Here is a 20,471-nt window from a genome sequence, read left to right on the forward strand (position 1 = left end):
CGTAGCGATCGTCGTCGTAACGACGCTCTTCGTACCGGCGGGGCCGGTCATCGTCGTATCCGCGGCCATACTGGGCCTGGGCGGTCACGGTGGTGCCGAGGGTCAGGGCGGTCACGGCCGCGAGGATGATGCGCTTCACGATCGTCTCCAGGGATTGATGGCTATCGATGTGCCGTCTTCCGTAGCGGGGACGAGGTGAATGCCGGCTGACGCCCACTGGGCGAGCGGAGGGCACGGAACCCCGACGCGAGCCTTGACGGTTGCCGTAGGCGGGCAGCCTCGCTACCTACCATGCCACTCTTCAAGCCCCTTCGGCGCCATTCGACCTTCAGAGGCGTCAACCGGAAGCGCGACACCCCGCCATGGAGCTTCTCAAGCTCGCCGCCCTCGATGCCGAAGACCTCGCGGTCATCTCGGCCCACCTCCAGGACGCGATCCTCAAGGCAGGCGATCTCGCCTACCTCGCGCCCTCGCATCGCTTCGTGCTGGTCGCCCGCCGGTTCGACTGGTCGGCGGAGGAGGGCGAAGCGCCGCGTCGCAGGCTGACCGGCGTGCATTTCGAGCGGGTGCTGGCGGTGAGGTGCCGCAGGCTGACGCCCGGTGCCGAGTCCGATGCCAGCCTCGACCTTCTGGCGGTCACCTTCGAGCCGGGCGACGCACCCTCGGGCACCGCCACGCTGGTCTTCGCCGGGGGCGCCGCGATCCAGCTCGACCTCGAATGCATCGAGGTCCGGATGAAGGACCTCGGGCCGGTCTGGGAGGCGGAAGGGCGACCCGACCACGCGGCCGCCGAGGCCGGCCGCGCCGTCATCGAAGGACGCGGCGCATGATCCGCCTGGACTCCCGGGACGCGGGCTTCGGGCAAGACTTCCAGCGCCTGCTCAGCGTCAAGCGCGAGATTTCCGAGGACGTCGACGAGACCGTGCGCGGCATCATCGCGGGCGTCGCGGCGGGCGGGGACGAGGCCCTCGTCGATTACACCCGCCGCTTCGACCGGGTCGGCGAGGGTTTCTCGGTGTCCACCTTGCGGGTGACGGAGGAGGAGGTCGAGGCCGCCATCGCCGCCTGCCCGGCCGACGCCCTCGACGCCCTGGCGCTCGCCGCGGCCCGGATCGAGGTCTTCCACCGCCGGCAGGTACCGGAGGATCACCGCTCCACCGACGATCTCGGCGTCATGTCGGGCTGGCGCTGGACCGCCCTCGAATCGGTGGGGCTCTACGTACCCGGCGGCACCGCGAGCTATCCGTCCTCCGTCCTGATGAACGCGATTCCGGCCCGTGTGGCGGGGGTGCCCCGCGTCGTCATGGTGGTGCCGATGCCGGAAGGGCAGATGAACCCGCTGGTGCTGGCCGCGGCCAGGCTCGCGGGCGTCGACGAGATCTACCGGGTCGGCGGTGCCCAGGCCGTGGCGGCTCTGGCCTACGGGACTTCGACCATCGCGCCGGTGGCCAAGATCGTCGGGCCGGGCAATGCCTGGGTGGCGGCGGCCAAGCGCCGCGTGTTCGGGCAGGTCGGGATCGACATGATCGCCGGCCCCTCCGAGGTGCTGATCCTCGCCGATGCGCATGCCAACCCCGACTGGGTGGCGGCCGACCTCCTCGCCCAGGCCGAGCACGACGTTGCGGCCCAGGCCATCCTGATCACCGATTCGCCCTCCCTCGCCGCTGAGGTCGAGGACGCGGTGGAACGCGCGCTCGCCACCCTGCCGCGGGCCGACATCGCCCGCGCGAGCTGGCGCGATTACGGCGCCATCGTCCTCGTCTCGGATTTCGAGGAGGCGATCCCGCTCGTCGATCGCCTGGCCCCGGAACACCTTGAGATCGAGACGCTGGACGCCGAGACCCTGGCGGGCAGGATCCGCAATGCCGGCGCGATCTTCCTCGGCAGCCACACGCCCGAGGCCATCGGCGATTACGTCGGCGGCCCCAACCACGTGCTGCCCACGGCGCGCTCGGCGCGGTTCTCGTCGGGGCTCGGCGTCCTCGACTTCATGAAGCGCACGACCCTGCTGCGCTGCGACGCCGCCGCGCTGAGGGCGCTCGGTCCCGCGGCCATCGCGCTGGGGCGGTCGGAAGGCCTCGACGGCCATGCCCGTTCCGTCGCCATCCGCCTGAACCTGTGAGGCGGCGATGCCGGACCAGACAAAGGACGCCAGCAAGGGCGCCAACCGCCTCGCCGCGGTGACCCTCGACGACGATTCGATCGGCCGCGGCAATCCCGACCAGGAGCACGAGCGCGCCATCGCGATCTTCGACATCCTGGAGGAGAACCACTTCTCGATTCCCGGACGCGAGGGGCCCTACGCGCTCAATCTCGGCCTCGTCGAGAACAAGCTCTCGTTTGCCATTCGCCACGAGGGCGGCGAGCCGGTGATGACCCACCTCCTGTCGCTGACCCCGTTCAGGCGGGTGATCCGCGACTACGAGATGATCTGCGAGAGCTACTTCAACGCCATCAAGACCGCGTCGCCGACCCAGATCGAGGCGATCGACATGGGACGGCGCGGCCTTCACAACGAGGCCTCGGACCTCCTCAAGCAACGGCTCGAAGGCAAGGTCGACCTCGACCACGACACGGCGCGGCGACTGTTCACCCTGGTCTTCGCCCTGCACTGGAAGGCTTGAATGAACGGCCCTCGACCGCACACGGTCGAGGGCACCCGCCACACGCGTGGCGGCGCGCAGTCGCGCTTCGCACCCCCATCAACCGTCGGGGTCGGAGGCTTGAATAGCCTGTCCCCTCCATCGAGACCCGAGGCAGTCAGCGCATGGCGGAGGAGGGCGGCCCGGGCAAGAAGAAGCGCGTGCAGTCGGTGCTGTTCATGTGCAACTACAACGCCGTGCGCTCGCTGGCGGCCGAGGCGATCGCGAGGGCCTATTTCGGCAAGTCGACCTATGTGCAGTCGGCCGGGGTCCGGACCGGCGAGCCCGCCGACCCGTTCATGGTGGCGGCCCTGGACGAGATCGGCATCGACGCCTCGCGCCACAAACCCCGCACCCTCGAGCAGCTCGAGGAGTGGGAGGGCCTGAACTTCGACCTCATCATCACCCTGGCGCCCGAAGCCCACCACGCGGCGCTGGAGCTCACCCGCACCAACGCCGTCGATGTGGAATACTGGCCGACCGCGGACCCGACGATCCTGCAGGAAGCCTCCCGCGACCAGCGCCTCGATGCCTATCGCGACGTGCGCGACGGGCTGGTCTACCGGATCAAGATGCGGCTGAAGGGGTGAACCCGGACCTTCCATCACGCCCGCCCGACGGCTGGGCAACGCGGTCCTCCCGCGGTCGACCGATCCGGCGCAGCGAGGTCACCGGGCCGAAGCTCTTCTCCAGGATGCGGGCCACGGCCACGTCGAGGGGCTCGGAGACCACCGCCATGTGATGGCCGTTGGCGTGGATGAGGGTGCGCGCATCCAGCATCATCCCGACATGGCCGCGCCAGAACACGAGGTCGCCCCGCCGCAGGGCGGAGAGATCGTGGGGGAGGGGGCTCCCGAGCGCCGCCTCCTGCTGGTCGGCATCCCGAGGGGCGGCGAGGCCGGCGGCAGCGAGGCAGAGCTGGACCAGACCCGAGCAATCGAGGCCGAGGCTGGTGCGCCCGCCCCAGAGATAGGGGGTGCCGGCGAGGCGCTCGGCCGTGCCGGCGAAATCGGGTTCGGTGCGATCGATCGGCGCGCAATGGTCGGCGAAGAGGTACGCCTCGCGGATGAGGATGCCGTCCGACGAGATCCCGCCGGCGAGCCTGAGATAGGCTCCCTCGCGACCCGCCACCGCGACGGTGGAGCCGAGGCCGAGATGGCCCAGGATCGGCTGCTTCATGTCGGGAGCCGGGTAGGCGAAGGTCCTGAGTGCCACGACCCGGTGGGTCGGCGCGGGATCGATCGCACCGAGCGCCGCGCTCGGCAGATAGCCGACATAGCCGTCGGTCCCGAGCTGCACGAAGGAGAAGCCTTCCCAGTCCTCGTAGACCGTGGCCGGGTCGCCCATCTGCGCCTCGGTGTCGAGGGCGGCATCCCGTCCCGGTCCGCGACGCAGGGGAGCGGACCCGGCGATGACGCGCCGCGGCTCGCCCTCGACGTAGCGGGCCGCCTCGACCTGGCCGCGCAGGCGGTGATCGGCGAGGTCGGGCCGCGCGGGCAGGAGGCGGCGATCGGTGGTCGAGATGAGATCCGGTTGCATCGCGCCAGACTATCGACGCTTGATGAAGACCCGGCAACCGCGGTCGCCGCCTTCGTCGGCACGCGGCATGACGACGCGGAATCCTGCCCGATGCTGCGTCATCGGCGGGCGGATTGCCCGGCCACAGGGCGATGAGAGGCGGGCGCTGATCGAAATGCGGTCAGACGGCCTGGATGCACGCTTACCGCGCGGGGCGGGCCGCGTTGGGTGCAATGCACACATCGGTGCGCTGTAGTATATTCCGCTGGATGACGACCGTGAGCCGCGCCGTGAAGAAGACCCCGAAATCCTTCCAGGATCTTCCGCCGATTCGCGTTCGCCGCGAGCCGCCGACGATCCCCGAAGCCGTGGCTGCAGCCCAGGACCTCGCCGACGACGTCGAGCAGCAGGTCGAGATCGCCGCCGGGCTGATCGGCTTGCCCCTGGACGAGATCCGTCCGCACGTGGTGGCGGCGGCCAGGTCGAAGCCCGAGCGTCAGCAGGAGCGTATCCTCAGCACCGGCAGCCCGAACCGGCCGCCGCGCACGGTCATCGTCGAGCGCCGCACGCGCCCGCCGGTCATCGTCGAACGCCGGGGACGCCCGCTGGAACCCCGGCGCTGACGGGACCCTACCAGGCCAGCGTCGCGCCGGTGTAGTCGAGGTACACGCACCCCTTCTGTCCGAGATGTCCCTCGATCACGTCGGCCATGCCGGCGACGCTGGTGGCGACGTCGATGTCGGCGTCCGGTCCGCCCATCTCCGTGCGGACCCAGCCCGGATGGATCAGCGCCACGCCGAATCCCTCGTCGCGGTGGCGGATCTCGAAGCTGCGCGCGAGCGTGTTCAGGGCCGCCTTGCTGGCCCGGTAGTTCTCCCAACCGCCGCTCTCGTTGAGCCCGACGCTGCCGAGGATGGAGCTCATGACGGCGATGAGTCCGTCGGCGGCCAAGCGATCGCGAAACGCTTCCGCGAGGCGGATCGGGCTGACCGCATTGGTGAGGTAGACCTGAGCGGCGACGTCGCGCGGCACCGCGTGCAGGGGGTCGTGCGCCTGCGTGGCGACGCCGGCGACGACGAAGATCAGGTCGTAGCGTTGACCGCCGAGCCGGTCGTGCAGGGCGGAGACGGCGGCATCGTCGTCGATGTCGGCGGTCTCGACTGTCAGCGCCGGGGAGGCGAGGGCCTTGAGGCCCGGCGAGTCCGAGCGCTGGGTCGCGGTGACCCGCCAGCCGCGTTGTAGGAAGGTCTCGACGAGCCCGAGTCCCAGCCCGCGCGAGGCTCCGACGATGAGCGCATTCTTCTCGGCTGCCATGGTGAGGATCCTTTCGAAGCCGGATTCAAGGGCCGGCACCGACGAAGGAGGTCGGGCGCAGGGCCGCGATCGGCAATCCCGCATCGCCCGGGAGCGGTGCGTTCGCACACCGCGTTCAGTCCGCCGTCTGCACCGACCACGTTGCGTGGCAGATGCCTCGCGTTTTCCCGAGGTCGGCCACCACGGCGTCGAGTTCGGTGGCCTCCACCGCCGTCGACACGAGGGTGGCGATCACCTCCACGGTGTCCTCGCCGCGCTCTACCACCTCGATCCCGCCGACGGGGTAATGGGCCGCCTCCAGGCGCTCGACCAGGAGGTCGCGGGCAGGGCCGGCGCCCTCGGCGGCGACCGTGATCTGGACCTCGTAGGTCGCCTCGGTCTGGCTCTCGTCGATGGGGACGCGGTTGATGGCGTTGACGAGGGGCCGCAGCAGGGTGTTGCCGGCGAGCACGGCAGCGGTGACGAGGCAAGCCTCGATGGGCAGGTCGGCACCGGCGAAGGCGCCGACGGCCGCCGAGCACCAGAGCGTGGCGGCGGTGTTGAGGCCGCGCACGTTCATGCCCTCCTTCATGATCACGCCGGCCCCCAGGAAGCCGACGCCGGAGATGACGTAGGCGACCGTGCTCACGGCTCCCTTGGCGCCGTCGAGGCGCATGCCGAGATCGACGAAGGCGGCCGAACCGAGAGCCACGAGGACGTTGGTGCGCAGGCCCGCCGTTCGCTGGCGATACTGGCGCTCGGCGCCGATCAGGGTGCCGAGCGCGAAGGCGACGATGAGGCTGATCGCGGAGGACAGGGTTTCGGGAAGGGGAGAGGGCATCAGGCTCGGCATGGTGCCTCCTTCACGGGTCCGGGTGACGTCACCATGACGTTTCGTTAGAACAAAGGCCAAGCTTGCGCACGGGCCGGGGCATCCCGGACGCAGGATCGAACATCATGAGGACGATCCTCGTCGCCACCGTCGCGCGCGTCGGGCTCGGTCCGGCCCTCGCGAAGAGTTGCCGGGGCGGCAAAGGCATGACGCCCAAGCCCTGATACGCTGGGCGGATCAGCGAAGCGCAGTTCCACTCCGCGATCCTGCGAACGACCGGCGTCCCGAAGGATCTTCTGCATGAGGCACTCCCGCATAAGGATCTCCTGCATGCGGATGCGTGTCGAACTCCAACGCCCTGCCGGCGGGACGCCACTTTGATGACATCGGCGGCCCCCGGACGGAGCGTTCCGCCATTCGTGCCCGACTCGGCCGCGGCATGGCGGCGATTGCTGATCGCCCTCGCAATAGGCACGGTCGGCAGCGTCGGCCTGTGGTCGGTCGTGGTGGTGCTGCCGAAGGTGCAGGCCGAACTCGGCGGCACGCGCGGCGCTGCATCGCTCGCATACACCTTGGCGATGATCGGATTCGGCCTCGGCGGCGTCGTGATCGGCCGCCTGACGGACCGCCTCGGCATCATTCCGGCGATGGGGATGGGCATTCTGTTTCTGCTGTTCGGCTTTCTCGGCGCCGGTGTGTCGACGGCCCTGTGGCAATTCTCGGCGGCGCATCTTTTCATCGGACTGGGGGCATCGGCGACCTTCGCGCCGTTGATGGCGGAAGCGTCGCACTGGTTCGTGCGCCGCCGCGGGATCGCGGTGGGGATCGCCGCCAGCGGCTACTACCTCTCCGGCGCCCTCTGGCCTCCGCTCATCGAGCGGAGCACAGCCCTTTATGGCTGGCAGGCAACGCACATCGCCCTCGGCATCCTGAGCGGAGCCGCGATGACGGGGCTCGTTCTCATTCTCCGGTCGAGCATCGGCAGCTCGCAGAAGCGCTCGCTCGGCGCCGTGGGCCGCCCGAGCGTCGAGACCGAACTCAGCCCCAACGCTCTGACGGCGGTACTCTCGATCGCGAGCTTTGCCTGCTGCACGGCCATGGCGGTGCCGCAGGTGCATATCGTCGCCTATTGCGGCGATCTCGGTTACGGCGTCGCGCGCGGAGCGGAAATGCTGTCGCTGATGCTGGCCTTCGGCATCGTCAGCCGGATCGGGTCGGGATTCTTGGCCGACCGGATCGGCGGGTTCGCGACATTGCTGATCGGCTCGGTGGCGCAAGCCTTCGCGCTCACACTGTATCTGTTCTTCGACGGCCTCGCGCCGCTCTATGCGGTCTCCGCGGTGTTCGGCCTGTTCCAGGGAGGAATCGTGCCGAGCTATGCCATCATCGTTCGCGAGACGATGCCTGCGGCGGAAGCGGCAACGCGCGTCGGCACGGTGATCATGGTCTCCTTGCTCGGCATGTCGTTCGGCGGTTGGATCTCCGGCGTGATCTTCGACATGACCGGGTCGTACAAGGTCGCCTTTCTGAATGGGCTGGCGTGGAACGCACTGAATGTCGCCATCGTGCTGCTCATGTTGCTGCGCTCACGCCGCCGCGCGGTGTTTGCCTGATCCGACCCGCATGGTCATCCTGGAAGGCAGATCCCCGGAAGGCCGATCCCCGGAAGCCCGAAACGTTGCCTGGCCCGGTCCCGCGACAAGCAGCGAGGCTTCAGGCGCTCAGGAATCCGGTCAGGGCGTCGAGGGTCGCGGCCGGGTTCTCCTCGGCGAGGAAATGGCCGGACGAGATCTGCGCTCCGACGGCACTTGGCGCGAAAGTGCGCTGCCAGGCAGCGAGCGCCGTCTCGCTGGTCTGATCGAGGTAGCCGTCGCCGGTCAGGATCATGACCGGGCAGGTGATGGTCTTGGCGGCCGCGAGGTCGTGGATATCGTCCAGGCGGTCGCAGGTGGCGCCGGCGCGGTAATCTTCGCAGGACGCATGGATGCGCGAGGGTTCGTTCCAGCTCTGCCGGTAGAGGTGGAGGGCGCGGGGATCGAAAGCGTCGAGGTTCCCGGTCCCGCTCCAGTCGCGCAGAAGGCCTTCGTAATACGCGATTGGATCGCGGCCGATCTCGGCCTCGGCTCCCTCGCCGGCCAGGAACCGCCAGTGCGAGAAGCGGTCGGGTTTCGCCTCGATCCGCTCCCACTGGACGATCGTCGGCAGGATGTCGATGAGCGCGAGGCGCGCGATCCGACCCGGCTCGTCGAGTGCCAGGCGATAGCCGACGCGGGCGCCGCGGTCGTGCCCCGCGAGGCTGAAATGGACATGGCCGAGGCGTTCCATGACCTCCACGACCTCGCGGGCGAGGGTGCGTTTGCAATAGGCCCGGTGCGCGGGATCGCCCGCCGGGGCCTGCGACCAGCCATAGCCCTTGAGGTCGAGGCAGACGACGTGGTGGGTCTCGGCCAGCGCCGGGGCGACGCGGTGCCAGCACGCATGGGTCTGGGGGAAGCCGTGCAGCAGCAGGAGGGGCGGCGCCTCCTCCGGGCCGCCGACGCGGGCGAAGGCACGGCCATCCGCCGTGTCGATCCAGCGGGCGGCAAAGCCCGGAAACAGGTCCGCGTCCATTCCCATCTCCCCGGCCGGATCGCACCCGGATCAAGCGTTGGCGGACGGCATCGATCCCGCTCGTCAAGCAAATTGCCCGGCACGCTTCGATCGCGCGCAAGCGGGATTGACGGAAGCCCCAGGCGACGGGCAAACCCTTTGATCTTGAGGGTCGACTAAGAACCCGTTGTCGAGGAGACGCTTGTCATGCGGGACACCGTTCCGGGAAAGCAGACGGACCGGCCATCAGGGTCGCGCTCATGAGCGGCGCCGCCCTGGCCGAACGCCCGAGCGCACCGGCTCGCCCCGCGGTGGACGACGCCCTGCGTGCCCGCATCCTCGCGCTGCGCGACGGCCTCGAACACGGGCTCATCGGCTGCACCGGCCTCGTCGAGCGCCTGCTGATCGGGCTCCTCACCGGCGGCCACCTCCTCATCGAGGGCGCGCCGGGGCTCGCCAAGACCCGTGCGGTCAAGCGGCTCTCCGACGGGCTCGACGGCAGCTTCGCCCGCGTCCAGTGCACGCCGGACCTCATGCCCGCCGATCTCACCGGCACGACGGTGTGGCGGCAGGATGCCGGCAATTTCGAATTCCTGGCCGGGCCGCTGTTCCATTCGCTGATCCTCGTTGACGAGGTCAACCGCGCCCCGCCCAAGGTTCAGTCCGCCCTGCTCGAGGCGATGGCCGAGGGGCAGATCACGGTGGCGGGCATCACCCATCCCCTGCCCGACCCGTTCATGGTGGTGGCGACCCAGAACCCCATCGAGCATGCCGGCACCTTCCCGCTGCCCGAGGCACAGCTCGACCGATTCCTCCTCCACGTGGTGGTGGAGATGCCCGACGAGGCCTCCGAGCGCCGCATCCTCGACCTCGTCGAGGGTGAGCTGAACCATCATGCCGAGGCGATGCCGGTCAGGCTCTCGGTCGAGGAGATCCGGGCGGCCCGCGCGGCGGCGCTCGAGGTCTACGTCTCGCCGGCCCTGAAGGACTATCTCGTGCGTCTTGTGGCCGGCACCCGGACCGATTCCGCCGCACCCGATCTGCGCGCGGCGATCGAGCACCCGGCCTCCCCGCGCGGGACGCTCGCCCTGATGCTCGCGGGCAAGGCCCGCGCCTACCTGCACGGGCGCGACCACGTCATCCCCGAGGATGTGGCGGATCTCGCCGCCGACGCGCTGGCCCACCGCATCGGCCTGACGTGGCGGGCGGCCGCCGAAGGACAGACTTCGCGAAAGATCATCCAGGGTCTGGTCCAGCGGGTGCGGGCGCTCTGACACGCATCATGGCGTCAACCACCGCACCAGACGCCCTCGACGGCCCCGGCATCCACCTGTCCGGCGAGGTCCTGATGGGCCTGCGCCACCTCGCCCGCCGCGGCGTCTCGCCGGCGACGCGCACCCTCGCGGGCCTGCCGGGCGGCATCGTCACGCGGCGCCGCGGGCGCGGCTCGGAACCCGACGACGTGAGACTGTGGTCGGAGGGCGACGACCGCCGCCACATCGACCGCAACGCCACGGCGCGGACCGGCATCCTGCACGTGCGCACCCACCACGACGAGCGCGACCGCGCCGTGGTGCTGCTCGCCGACTTCCGGCCCTCGATGCTGTTCGGCACGCGCCGGGCCTTGCGCTCGGTGGCCGCCGCCGAGGCTCTGGTGCTGCTCGGCTGGCGCATCGTCGGCGACGGCGGCCGCGTCGGACTGGTGGTCGCGTCAGGCGCAGAGCCCGTCGTGGTGCGCCCGGCCGGCGGCGAGCGCGCGATGACGGCGGTGACGGGCGCGCTGGCGCAGGCCCATGCCGCGGCGCTGGACCTCGCGCAGGCCAAGGACGCTGCGCTGACGCCGCTCCTCACCCTCGCCCAGAGCCTGCTGCCCTCTGGCGGCCACCTCGTCATCGGCAGCGCGCTCGATGCGCCGGGGGAGGATTTCGACCGGCTCCTCACGGTGCTGGCCGAGCGCCTGTCGATCCGCCTGATCCTGGTCAGCGACGCCTTCGAGCGCAGCCGCCCGCCCGGCTTCTATCCCTTCGCGACATCCGACGGACGCCGCGGCACCGTCCAGGCCGCCCGCTCGGACAAGGCCGCGATGCCCGGCATCGACGAGCGGCTGGCCGAGTTCGCGCGGCGCGGCATCGAGGGCCTGCGCCTCGACGTCGAGGCGGGGCCGGAAGCCTACGCGCCCCTGATGGAGCGGCTCGATGCGGTTCTCTGAAGGCGGGCAGCCGTGACGCAAGGACCTGTCCCCGCCGGCCTCGAGCAGTTGCGCGGCCTCCACCTGCCGGCCGGATCGGCGGGGGGGCTGCAAGGCGAGATCGCGCTCGCGGTGGCGCTGGGCTTCCTCGCCGCCCTCCTCGTCGGGCTGGTGCGGTGGTGGCAGCGCCGCGCGAGGGCCAGCGTCCGACGGTCCGCGTTGAACGAACTGGCCGCGACGCGACAGCTTCCTCCGCAAGCACGGCTCGTCGCGCAGGCTCGATTGCTGCGTCGCCTCGTGCGCACGCTCCAGGGCGATGCCGCCGCCGACGCGAAGGGCGAGGCGTGGTCGGCCGTCCTCGACCGTCTGTTCACGACCACCTATTTCAGTCGCGGCGCCGGCCGGGTGCTGGGTGAGGGCCTGTACCGGCGCGAGGCGGCCGACCCGGCGGCGATCGATGCCGAGCTCGGCCGCCTGTTCACGCAGATCAAGGCCTGACGCCGATGCCGGCCTGGATCACCGCCTTCGCCTCGGCCTTCGACCTCGCCAGCCCCTACGCGCTGCTGCTCCTGCCGCTGCCCTGGCTCGCGGCACGCCTGATGCCGTCCGAGCGCGTCGGCTCCAGCGGCGCCCTGCGGGTACCGGCCTCCCTGGTGGCCGACGCTGCCCGGGGCGACAGCGTCGCGGCGCGCGGCCGGGCCAGGACGTTCCTGACCTGGGCGCTCTGGATCGGCCTCGTCGCCGCGGTGGCGGGTCCCCGCCTGGTGCTTCCGGCGACCGCGCTCCCGGCCTCGGGCCGGGAGATCATGCTGGTGATGGACCTGTCGGGCAGCATGGAACGGCGCGACTTCGCGCTGGACGGCGAGACCGTGACGCGGCTCGCGGCGGTCAAGCGCGTCGGTACCGACTTCATCCGGCGCCGGGCCGGCGACCGCATCGGCCTCGTGATCTTCGCCAACGAATCCTACGTCGCGGCGAGCCCGAGCTTCGACACCGCCACCGTGGCCCGGGCGCTGGACGACGCCACGATCGGTCTCGTCGGGCGCTCCACCGGCATCGGCGACGGCCTCGGCCTCGCGCTGAAGCGCCTGGCGCCTTCAACGACCGACGGAGGGGAGGGGGTGCCGCCCGCCACCTCGAAGGTGGTGGTGCTGATGACGGACGGCGCCAACAATGCCGGCCAGACCACCCCGCGCGACGTCGCGGGCCTCGCCCGCGAACTCGGGGTCAAGGTCCACACCCTGGCGCTCGGCCCGCGTGATCTCGCGAATGCGGATGGCGAGCAGGACGTGGTCGATACCGAGACCCTGCGCGAAGTGGCGGAGATCAGCGGCGGCAAGGCCTTCCGGGTGAAGACCACCGACGACCTCATCGCCGTGGCCGACGCCATCGACGACCTCGAGGGCGGTCGCGCCAAGGCACCACCGGTGCCGCTGCGGCGCGACCTGTGGCCGTGGCCGGCCGCCTTCGCATTCCTGTGCGCGGCGGGGCTGCTGGCGGCGAGGCGAGGGGCATGAGCGGGCTCGACGCCTTCGCGCTGCTGAGGCCGTGGTGGCTGGCGGCCCTGCCGCTGGTGGCCCTGCTGGCGCTTCGTGCCGCCTGGCGCTCGGCGCCGCTCGGCGACTGGGCCAAGGCCGTCGACCCCGCCCTGATGGCGATGCTGGCGCGACGCGGCGCGGTGCTCGGCGGGCGCCGGCAGGCCAATCTCGTCGCCGCGCTCACCGCGAGCCTGATCGCCCTGGCACTCGCGGGTCCCGCCTTCGAGCGGCTGGACGCCACCGCCTTCCGCAACCTCGACGCCACGGTGATCGTCCTCGACGTCTCCCGTTCCGTGGCGGAAGGCGGTGCCTTCAAGGACGCCCGCCAGATCGCGCAGGCCGCCGCCGAAGCCGCCGGCACCCGCAGCGTCGCCGTGATCGTCTATGCGGGGGATGCCTACCTGGCGATCCCGCCGACCACCGATCGCGACGCGCTCGGCGCGACCCTGTTCGCCATCGACGCCGACACGGTGCCCGACCGCGGCACCCATCCCGAGCGCGGGCTCGCCATGGCGCGGCGCACCCTGGAGGAAGCCGGCGTCATCGCGGGCGACGTGGTGCTGATCACCGACGGCGACGGCGTCGGCGACGCGGCGATGCGGGAGGCCGGCGCCATCCGGGCCAAGGGCTGGTCGTTGAGCGCGGTCTTCGTACCGGCGACGAAAAGCCTTCCGGCCGGCGCGCCCAAGCCCGACCGTGCCTCCCTTGACCGCCTCGTCACGGCGGGCGGCGGGATCGCCGCCGACATGGGCGACCTCGCCGCGCTGCTCGATCGGCTCGGTGCGAGCACCGCCCAGCATCTCGCGTCGGGCGGCTACAGCGTCCTTGCCTTCTCGGAAGTCGGTCGCTGGCTCATCCTGCTGGCGCTGCTGCCCGCTCTCGTCCTGTTTCGAAGGAGCGCCTGATGCTGCTCGCCGACAGGCTGCCCCGGCCGTTTCCCCTGCCACGGGACTGGAGCTTCTGGCTGCGACTCCTTGGCCTCGTCCTGGCGGGAGCCGGCCTCGTCGGCCTCGTCCTGGTCTCGCAGCCGCGCAACGCCGCCGGCCGGCTCCTGATGGGCGTCGGGCTGCCCGATGCCGCCGCGGCGATCCTCATCGATCCGGCTTGGCGCGGCCCGGCCCTCTACGAGGCCGGCCGCTACGCCGAGGCCGCCGAGATCTTCCGCAAGGGGGCCAAGCGTGGCGCGTACAACCTCGGCAATGCGCTCGCCCGCTCCGGCGACCTCGAAGGGGCGATCGCGGCCTATGACGAGGCCCTGAGCTACAACCCGCGCGATGCCGACGCGCAGGCCAACCGCTCCCTGATCGCCCGCCTCGTCGAGGACGAGCGCGATCCCGGCAAGGGCGGCGGCGTCGCCAACGCCACCGCCACCACCGGCTCGCGCTACAACAAGACCGCCAACCAGGACCCGAACGACGACACCAAGGCGACGTCGAGCGGCGAGGGGCTGGCCGGCAACAAGGAGGGCGGAACGACCTCCTCGACGCCCGGCAACAGCAAGGTCGCCCGCCGCGGCAAGGCCGAGCAGGCATCGGTGGATTCCGGCAAGGGCGAGGCGCGCGGCTCGGCCAGCGACGCAGCGGGGCGCGGCCGTACCGGGGCCGGTTCGGCAATGGTGGCCGCCGCTCCCGAGAAGGAGGTGCGGCGGGTGACGAAGAGCTTCGAGGCCCACGAGATCCGCCCCGACCGCCTCTGGCTCCAGACCCTGCCGGACGATCCCGGCCGCTACCTCAAGCTTCGCCTCAAGGCGGAGCAGGCGCTGCGCATCGAGGCTGGCACGGCGGTGCCGGCGGGGAGCAACCCATGGTGAGCGGCGTGGTCCGGTTCCGCAATCGTCCCTCCGCCTTGCGGGGAGGGACCGAGGGTGGGGATGGTTCCACCGGCCTCCAATTCCTCCCCGCACCCAAGTCGGGCCTGCCCGACTTGGGCATCCTGAGTGCAGATCTCGGGCAAGCCCGAGATCTGTGGGGGAGGAGCGCCACGTGGTCCGGCATCCTCCTGTCTGTGGTCCTTCTCCTCGCCCCTCCCGCCCGCGCCGAGATCTCCCCCAGCGATCTCACCCTCACCGTCACACCCGAGCGCAACGGCAATGCCGCGCCGTTCTCGCGCGAGATGGTGCTGCTGCGCATCCACGGCGTCTATCGCCAGCAGATCCTGCTCGAGGAGGTGGTGCAGCCCTCGCTGGCCAATTTCAGCTGGACGCAGCTCGGCCGCGACCTCTGGACCAAGACCCGCCTGCCGGACGGCCAGGTCGCCATCGCCTTCGACCGCGTGGTGGCGGTGTTCCCCCACCATCCGGGCGACTTCACCATCGAGCCCTTCATCCACCGCCTCACCGTCAACGACGGCGGCACGAGGCAGGTGGTGAACGTGCCGTCTCCCCCGGTCTCGCTGAAGGTGGCCGCCTGGACCAAGGAGACCGGAGGTCCCGACGTGAAGGAGCCGTGGTGGCTGCCGGCCAAGGACGTGACGATCACCGATTCCTGGAGTCCGGACCCGGAGACGATCAAGCTCGGCGAATCGGCCCGGCGAATCGTCACCATCGAGGCGCAGGGCATGATCGCCGAAGGGCTGCCGCCCCGCCCGGTGATGCGCACCCGCGGCATCCTCACCTTCGCGGGTCCCGTCACCCGCGAGACCATCATCACACCGAGCGGTCCGATCGCCCGGGCAACCTACCAGTGGGACGTGCGCCCCGGCATCCCCGAGATCATCCCGCTCGACGCCATCGTCATCCCATGGTTCGACACGGTCGCGCGAATCATGCGCGAGGCCGAGATTCCGGCTCGTCAGATCGGCGGCGGCCTGCCCGACCGCGACGAGGACGCCAAGCCTTCCACCCCCGTCTCGCCCGCGATCATCGGCGCCGCGGGGCTGCTCGCCTTCGGTCTCGGCCTCGCGCTGATCGGGTTCGGGGGACAGGGGCGGACCCGGAGCCTGCGCCTCGACCGCGCCACCCGGCGCTCCCTTCGGCTGGCGGCCGACACGCGCGACCCCGTCGCTTTCCGCGCCACCCTCGGAACCGCCCTTCAGGGAGAGCCGGCCCTCGCGAGCCACTGGCACGGGAACGTCGAGATCGCAGCCCGGCTCTCCGCCCTCGACGACGCCGTCTACGGCCGAGGCGATCCGGCCCCCCTCGACCTGCGAGGCCTCGCCGACAGGTTGGGAAGGCCGATCCGGCTCGCGGCCCCGGCCCGGACGGGCGGCGGCCGTCTCGCGGAGCTCGACGGGCGGATGCGGCCTCCCGCCTGACCCGGTGAAATTAACCGGCCGTTGACCATGATCGCATAGGCCGGTGCGTTGCCAGGGGCGTGATCGGGCGGCGGAGAGCGGAACGGGCATGCGCGGGGCGCTGAAGGCAATCGCGGGTGGATGCCTCGCGACGGGGCTGGTCCTGATGGTGGGAAAGGTCCCGGCCGCAGATCTGTTCGACAGGCAGCGACAGCTCGGCGGTCCGCCCGGCTACGACGATCTCGACGACCTCGGACCGCCGCCGCTGCCGCGCTACTTCCCGCGGGAAGGCGGCGACAGCGACGTGGTCGCGGTGGAGCGGCCGAGGCGGATCGTCAGGGGCTGCCGCCCGCGCCGGGTCCCGATCCCCACCGACGCGCCCGACGATCCGAGCTATGTCGGTTCCACCTACGGCCTGGGCAAGCCGAGCTATTACGGGTTCGTGCCGGCGCTCGGGATCGACGATCCGTTCGGCCGCCCGGTGCTTCCGTATTGCCGCTGAGAGGCCGTTGGCGCCGAACATGCGACGCTCGCCGAGTCGGCCCTGCATCGTCCCAAAAACTGGTTCCCCGTTTTAGGCACGATGCTTTAGGTGAGGCGTTCGCGTCCGCCTGGAGCTGCCCGTGTCGCATCCAACCGATCTGCCCCGCTTCGATGCGATCGGTCCCCTGCGGGCCGCCACCACCGGCTGGCGGGCGAAGGGCGAGCGCGTGGTCCTCGTGCCGACGATGGGGGCGCTGCATGCCGGCCACCTCGCACTGGTGGCGCAGGCGCATGCGCTGGGTCGGCGGGTGGTGGTCAGCATCTTCGTGAACCCGACCCAGTTCGGCCCAACGGAGGACTTCTCGCGGTATCCTCGCGACGTCGAGGCGGACCTCGCTCTCCTGGCGGAAGCGGGGGTGGATGCCGCCTACCTGCCGGACGTCGAGACCATGTACCCGGCCGGCTTCTCGACCCGGATCGAGGTAACGGGCCTCACGGAGGGGCTGTGTGGGGAATACCGGCCCGGGCATTTCGCCGGGGTCGCGACCGTGGTCGCCAAGCTCGTCAACCAGGTCGGACCCGACATCGCCCTGTTCGGCGAGAAGGATTATCAGCAGCTCCGGGTCATCACCCGCGCCATGCGCGACCTCGACGTTCCGGTGGAGATCCGAGGCGTGCCGACCCTGCGCGAAGCCGACGGACTCGCCCTGTCGTCGCGCAACCGCTACCTGACGCCGGCCGAACGGGCGCTGGCGCCGCAGCTCCATGCCACCCTGTCGCGCATCGCCGGGGCGCTCGCCGCGGGTGAACCCAGCGCCGGCCCCGTCGCGAAGGGCCGCGCGGAACTCGAAGCGGCGGGATTCTCGGTCGTGCAATATCTCTCGGTTCGCGACGCCGAGACCCTGGCGCCGGTCGAAGAGGTCGTGCGGCCGGCCCGGGTGCTGGCGGCGGCCTATCTCGGCCGCACGCGGCTCATCGACAACGTCCCGGTCGTGCCGATCGGGTGATCGGCCCGTTCGGGCGGGGCGGTCAGCCGCCCTGCGAATGGGCGAGGAAGAAGTCGAGCATGGCGCGCGACGCGTCAGGTCCGCGCGGATCGGTGTAGCTGCCGCTGGCGTCGCCACCCGACCAAGCATGGCCGAGGCCCTTGACCGACCAATTCTCCACGCGGACGCGACCCCGGTCATCGGCATAGCGGGTGCGGGTATAGGCGAGGCCGCCCGGGCTGGTCTCGGAGGCCGGCGCCTCCAGGGATTTGAGTTGGGCGATGCCGGCCTGGGCCAGGATCTGGTCGCCGTTGCGCGGGCTCACGGTGCCGTCGCCCTCGCCGTGGAAGACGATGGTCGGGACCCGGATGCCGTCCGTCGGCGCCCCGAAGCCGTTGGACGGGCTGGCGCCGGGCGCTCCCATGTTCATCGCCATCATCGCCGAGGACAGATCGCGGGCGCAGCCGGCCGCCAGGCCCGAATGGATGCCCACCGCCGCGTAGAGATCGGGATATGCGTGGGCGATGTTGGCAGCCGCCGCCGCCCCCGCCGAGAGGCCCGCGATGTAGACTCGGCGCGGATCGACAGCGTGCTCGGCGATCACCGCCTTGGTGATGCCCGCGATGATCCCAGCCTCGCCGCCGTCGCGGCCCTGGTCGCGCGGCTCGAACCAGTTCCAGCATTTCTGGCCGTTGGCCCGCCCCGACTGGCCCGGATAGGCCACGAGGAAGCCGAGTTCGTCGGCAAGCGCATTCATGGCGGTGCCGGCGGCGAAATCGTCGGGGGATTGCGAGCAGCCGTGAAGCATCACCACGAGGGGGGAATTCGGCGCGGTCCCCTTCGGCACGTAGAGCTTGTAGGAGCGCGCGCCCGCTTCGTTCTCGAAATGGTGCTCGGCGAACTCGCCCGAACCCGGAGCCCGCGGCGTCGCCAGACGGCCCTTGAACAGCGGCCCGACGTTGCGGCCGAGCCCCTGGACCACGCCCTGGACGACCTCGCGAATCCGATCCGGTAGGACAGGCGCCACACCCGCCGCCCGGCCGGTTCCGGCCCCATGTCCGGGGATGCCCGACGGCGGGGCTGAGCCGCGTTCCTCGGCCGGCGCAGCCTGGGTCGAGATCCGTTCGGCCTTCAGGTCGATCGTGTACGGCTCGGAGACCTGAGCGGAATTCGAGGTCGAAGTCGAGGTCGCGCCGCCCAGGGTGCGCTGGATCAGGGCCGTGGCCTCGTGCAGGCGCCCGGATCCGGTCAGCCGCGTGGCTTCCAGCATCTCGGCGAGGCGTGCCTGAATCCCGTGGGATGATTCGGACATGGAGAGCTTTCAAAAAATGCCGATGACCGGCGATATGGATTGGAAAGGAGACGTCGGAGCGGATCAGCGCAGGCGGTCGTGCAGGGCCGCCTTGACGGCGGGGCTGGCATGCAGGCTGCCCAGGACGTCCAAGGACGCGATGGTCTCGCAGGCGAGATCGGGCGAGACGTCGGGGGCGATGCTGGCAAGACCGAGGACCCGGATATGGAGCCTCTCGCCGCGGTCGCGGGCCGCTTCGAGATCGGCCCGGGTGAAATGGCGCAGGCCGAGTTCGACCCGGTTGCGGGCCACGGCTTGGCGCGTCACCTCGGCGTGGCGTTCGGCCTGGTTGCGGATGGCGGTGCGGATGAAATCGCTGCGGTTGGCATAGACCCCCTCCGAGACGAGCAGGTCGATATGGCCGAGATCGACGAAGCCGAGATTGATCGTGATCTTCTCGCTGTCGCCGGGCCGGCCTGGGGCTTTCGCCTCCACGACGGCCCGTTCCTCGATCTGCAACATCACGCCATCCCCTTACCATCCTGCTGGATGGTATATGGCGCCTCAATGATGCATTGCAATATGACCGATCGTGCAGTGCAAGATCAGGATGCGTCGGCGTTCGGCAGGTAGTCCTTCCAGATCGGCGTTCCGCCCAAGGTGGCACAGAAGGCCGCGTGGGCCTCGCGCTCGCCCTGGCTGATCCGGCTCCGTGCCCGACGCGGCATGGTCCGCGAGGGTCCGTCCTGGATCGCGACCGGACCGGCATCCGCCACGATGGCGGCGGTCAGCCCCAGCGTGGTCTGCTTGCCGCCCAGAAGCTCCATATAGACCTCGGCGAGGATCTGGGCGTCGAGGAGCGCGCCGTGCTTGGTGCGGCGGGTGGTGTCGACGCCGTAGCGCGCGCAGAGGGCGTCGAGGTTGTTGGCGGCTCCCGGGTGCTTGCGCCGGGCGAGCTGCAGGGTGTCGACGACGCTGTCGAGCTCGATCGGCGGCGGAGCCGCGGCTCCGAGACGGGCGTACTCGGCATTCAAGAAGCCAACGTCGAAGGGCGCGTTGTGGATGACGAGGCGGCTGTCGCCGCAGAAGGCACGCAGGTCCTCGACGATGTCGGCGAAGGCCGGCTTGTCGGACAGGAAGGCGTCCGAGAGACCATGGACCGCGAAGGCCCCCTGCGAGACGGCCCGCATCGGGTTGCAGTAGCGGTGGAAGCTCACCCCGGTCTGGATATGGTTGAGAAGCTCGACGCAGCCGATCTCGATCAGCCGGTCGCCGCCCTTCGCATCCGTGCCGGTGGTCTCGGTATCGAGGACGATCTCGCGCAGCATGTCGGTTCCCATCAAGGCCACGCTCGATCGCGCAGCCGTTTCACGATCGCGTCGACTTGCCCCTCGGCATGGTCGAAGCCAAGCCCGGTGTCGATGACGAAGTCCGCCCGCGCCCGCTTCTCGGCATCGGGCATCTGCTTGGCGAGGATGGCGCAAAAGGCCTCCGGTGTCATGCCGGGGCGGGCGAGGACGCGGGCGCGCTGAACCGCCGGATCGGCGGTGACGACGAGCACCGCATCGCAGCGCGCCTCAGCCCCGGTCTCGTAGAGGAGGGGGATGTCGAGGACGACGAGGGCCGCATCGGCGTGGCGCGCCAGGAAGGCGCGGCTCTCCGCCTGAACCAGGGGATGCACGACGGCCTCGAGGGCCGCCAGGCGCTCGGGACGGCCGAGGATTGCGGCACGAAGGGCCGCCCGATCGACGGAGCCGTCGGCCCGGACGGCTTCGGGAACGATCCCGGCGATCCCGGGACCGGCTTGTCCACCGGCTTCGTAGAGGGCATGGACCGCGGCGTCGGAATCGTGGACCGGAACGCCCCGCCGCGCGAACATC

23 protein-coding genes are annotated in these 20,471 nt (G+C 70.7%); 15 read left to right on the forward strand and 8 right to left on the reverse strand.

What is annotated here, in order from left to right; all coding sequences use genetic code 11:
* Nucleotides 1-362 precede the first annotated feature (362 nt).
* The 4 genes from ACFE7U_RS07225 (at nucleotide 363) to ACFE7U_RS07240 (ending at nucleotide 3,232) form a co-directional block, all read left to right on the forward strand.
* On the forward strand, nucleotides 363-830 hold the full coding sequence (locus ACFE7U_RS07225; RefSeq protein ID WP_375409057.1) for a DUF2948 family protein: 468 nt from the start codon (nucleotides 363-365) through the stop codon (nucleotides 828-830).
* Nucleotides 827-2,122 carry a histidinol dehydrogenase gene (gene hisD, locus ACFE7U_RS07230; protein ID WP_375409058.1) on the forward strand — a complete coding sequence of 432 codons (1,296 nt, stop codon included), beginning with the start codon at nucleotides 827-829 and terminating at the stop codon, nucleotides 2,120-2,122. The genes ACFE7U_RS07225 and hisD overlap by 4 nt, the downstream gene beginning before the upstream one ends.
* A gap of 7 nt (nucleotides 2,123-2,129) precedes the next feature.
* Complete coding sequence (locus ACFE7U_RS07235) at nucleotides 2,130-2,624, forward strand: UPF0262 family protein (protein WP_375409059.1); 495 nt, start codon at nucleotides 2,130-2,132, stop codon at nucleotides 2,622-2,624.
* A 143-nt stretch (nucleotides 2,625-2,767) separates the two neighbouring features.
* Nucleotides 2,768-3,232, forward strand: coding sequence for a low molecular weight phosphatase family protein (locus ACFE7U_RS07240; protein ID WP_375409060.1), 465 nt, complete (start codon nucleotides 2,768-2,770; stop codon nucleotides 3,230-3,232).
* Here the strand turns inward: ACFE7U_RS07240 and ACFE7U_RS07245 are convergent.
* Nucleotides 3,210-4,181, reverse strand: a complete 972-nt coding sequence (locus ACFE7U_RS07245) for an NlpC/P60 family protein (protein WP_375409061.1) — start codon at nucleotides 4,179-4,181, stop codon at nucleotides 3,210-3,212. The two genes, ACFE7U_RS07240 and ACFE7U_RS07245, sit on opposite strands and share 23 nt — an antisense overlap.
* Before the next feature lie 248 nt (nucleotides 4,182-4,429).
* Between ACFE7U_RS07245 and ACFE7U_RS07250 the strand changes: the two genes are divergently transcribed.
* A complete protein-coding gene (locus ACFE7U_RS07250; RefSeq protein WP_375409077.1) occupies nucleotides 4,430-4,783 on the forward strand; it encodes a hypothetical protein in 354 nt (117 codons plus the stop codon).
* Between the two features lie 7 nt (nucleotides 4,784-4,790).
* Here ACFE7U_RS07250 and ACFE7U_RS07255 read toward each other — a convergent pair whose 3' ends face one another.
* A complete protein-coding gene (locus ACFE7U_RS07255) occupies nucleotides 4,791-5,474 on the reverse strand; it encodes an SDR family oxidoreductase (protein ID WP_375409062.1) in 684 nt (227 codons plus the stop codon).
* A 115-nt stretch (nucleotides 5,475-5,589) separates the two neighbouring features.
* Nucleotides 5,590-6,306, reverse strand: coding sequence for an MgtC/SapB family protein (locus ACFE7U_RS07260; protein ID WP_375409063.1), 717 nt, complete (start codon nucleotides 6,304-6,306; stop codon nucleotides 5,590-5,592).
* A 359-nt stretch (nucleotides 6,307-6,665) separates the two neighbouring features.
* Here ACFE7U_RS07260 and ACFE7U_RS07265 point away from each other — a divergent pair, with 359 nt between their 5' ends.
* Nucleotides 6,666-7,898 (forward strand): MFS transporter, encoded by a 1,233-nt coding sequence (locus ACFE7U_RS07265; RefSeq protein WP_375409064.1) that lies wholly within the window; start codon nucleotides 6,666-6,668, stop codon nucleotides 7,896-7,898.
* 100 nt (nucleotides 7,899-7,998) lie between these two features.
* On the opposite strand, the gene ACFE7U_RS07270 is transcribed toward ACFE7U_RS07265, so the two are convergent.
* Nucleotides 7,999-8,901 (reverse strand): alpha/beta fold hydrolase, encoded by a 903-nt coding sequence (locus ACFE7U_RS07270; protein WP_375409065.1) that lies wholly within the window; start codon nucleotides 8,899-8,901, stop codon nucleotides 7,999-8,001.
* Nucleotides 8,902-9,134: 233 nt separating this feature from the next.
* Here ACFE7U_RS07270 and ACFE7U_RS07275 point away from each other — a divergent pair, with 233 nt between their 5' ends.
* From ACFE7U_RS07275 to panC, 9 genes are all read left to right on the forward strand, one after another.
* A complete protein-coding gene (locus ACFE7U_RS07275) occupies nucleotides 9,135-10,148 on the forward strand; it encodes an AAA family ATPase (RefSeq protein ID WP_375409066.1) in 1,014 nt (337 codons plus the stop codon).
* 8 nt (nucleotides 10,149-10,156) lie between these two features.
* A complete protein-coding gene (locus ACFE7U_RS07280) occupies nucleotides 10,157-11,083 on the forward strand; it encodes a DUF58 domain-containing protein (protein WP_375409067.1) in 927 nt (308 codons plus the stop codon).
* A 12-nt stretch (nucleotides 11,084-11,095) separates the two neighbouring features.
* Nucleotides 11,096-11,560, forward strand: a complete 465-nt coding sequence (locus ACFE7U_RS07285; RefSeq protein ID WP_375409068.1) for a DUF4381 family protein — start codon at nucleotides 11,096-11,098, stop codon at nucleotides 11,558-11,560.
* Nucleotides 11,561-11,565: 5 nt separating this feature from the next.
* The gene (locus ACFE7U_RS07290) at nucleotides 11,566-12,579 is read left to right on the forward strand and encodes a VWA domain-containing protein (protein WP_375409069.1); all 1,014 of its coding nucleotides are present in this window, start codon (nucleotides 11,566-11,568) and stop codon (nucleotides 12,577-12,579) included.
* A complete protein-coding gene (locus ACFE7U_RS07295) occupies nucleotides 12,576-13,505 on the forward strand; it encodes a VWA domain-containing protein (RefSeq protein ID WP_375409070.1) in 930 nt (309 codons plus the stop codon). The genes ACFE7U_RS07290 and ACFE7U_RS07295 overlap by 4 nt, the downstream gene beginning before the upstream one ends.
* Nucleotides 13,505-14,410 carry a tetratricopeptide repeat protein gene (locus ACFE7U_RS07300; protein ID WP_375409071.1) on the forward strand — a complete coding sequence of 302 codons (906 nt, stop codon included), beginning with the start codon at nucleotides 13,505-13,507 and terminating at the stop codon, nucleotides 14,408-14,410. The genes ACFE7U_RS07295 and ACFE7U_RS07300 overlap by 1 nt, the downstream gene beginning before the upstream one ends.
* Complete coding sequence (locus ACFE7U_RS07305) at nucleotides 14,404-15,852, forward strand: hypothetical protein (protein ID WP_375409072.1); 1,449 nt, start codon at nucleotides 14,404-14,406, stop codon at nucleotides 15,850-15,852. The genes ACFE7U_RS07300 and ACFE7U_RS07305 overlap by 7 nt, the downstream gene beginning before the upstream one ends.
* A gap of 88 nt (nucleotides 15,853-15,940) precedes the next feature.
* Entirely contained in the window at nucleotides 15,941-16,333 is a 393-nt protein-coding gene (locus tag ACFE7U_RS07310; RefSeq protein WP_375409073.1) for a hypothetical protein, read from the forward strand.
* Nucleotides 16,334-16,472: 139 nt separating this feature from the next.
* Nucleotides 16,473-17,321: a pantoate--beta-alanine ligase gene (gene panC / locus ACFE7U_RS07315; protein WP_375409078.1), complete on the forward strand. Its 849-nt coding sequence runs from the start codon at nucleotides 16,473-16,475 to the stop codon at nucleotides 17,319-17,321.
* A gap of 22 nt (nucleotides 17,322-17,343) precedes the next feature.
* Here the strand turns inward: panC and ACFE7U_RS07320 are convergent, their stop codons facing one another.
* The 4 genes from ACFE7U_RS07320 to coaE all read right to left on the reverse strand — a co-directional run bounded on the left by ACFE7U_RS07320 (nucleotide 17,344) and on the right by coaE (nucleotide 20,470).
* Nucleotides 17,344-18,612, reverse strand: coding sequence for an alpha/beta hydrolase family esterase (locus ACFE7U_RS07320; protein WP_375409074.1), 1,269 nt, complete (start codon nucleotides 18,610-18,612; stop codon nucleotides 17,344-17,346).
* A gap of 63 nt (nucleotides 18,613-18,675) precedes the next feature.
* Nucleotides 18,676-19,113, reverse strand: a complete 438-nt coding sequence (locus ACFE7U_RS07325; protein ID WP_375409075.1) for a CopG family transcriptional regulator — start codon at nucleotides 19,111-19,113, stop codon at nucleotides 18,676-18,678.
* An 83-nt stretch (nucleotides 19,114-19,196) separates the two neighbouring features.
* Complete coding sequence (gene dnaQ, locus ACFE7U_RS07330) at nucleotides 19,197-19,919, reverse strand: DNA polymerase III subunit epsilon (RefSeq protein ID WP_375409079.1); 723 nt, start codon at nucleotides 19,917-19,919, stop codon at nucleotides 19,197-19,199.
* An 11-nt stretch (nucleotides 19,920-19,930) separates the two neighbouring features.
* Nucleotides 19,931-20,470: a dephospho-CoA kinase gene (gene coaE, locus ACFE7U_RS07335; RefSeq protein WP_375409076.1), complete on the reverse strand. Its 540-nt coding sequence runs from the start codon at nucleotides 20,468-20,470 to the stop codon at nucleotides 19,931-19,933.
* Nucleotide 20,471: the final 1 nt, after the last annotated feature.

It is taken from the genome of uncultured Methylobacterium sp., from assembly GCF_964251405.1.
Classification (GTDB): Bacteria; Pseudomonadota; Alphaproteobacteria; order Rhizobiales; family Beijerinckiaceae; genus Methylobacterium.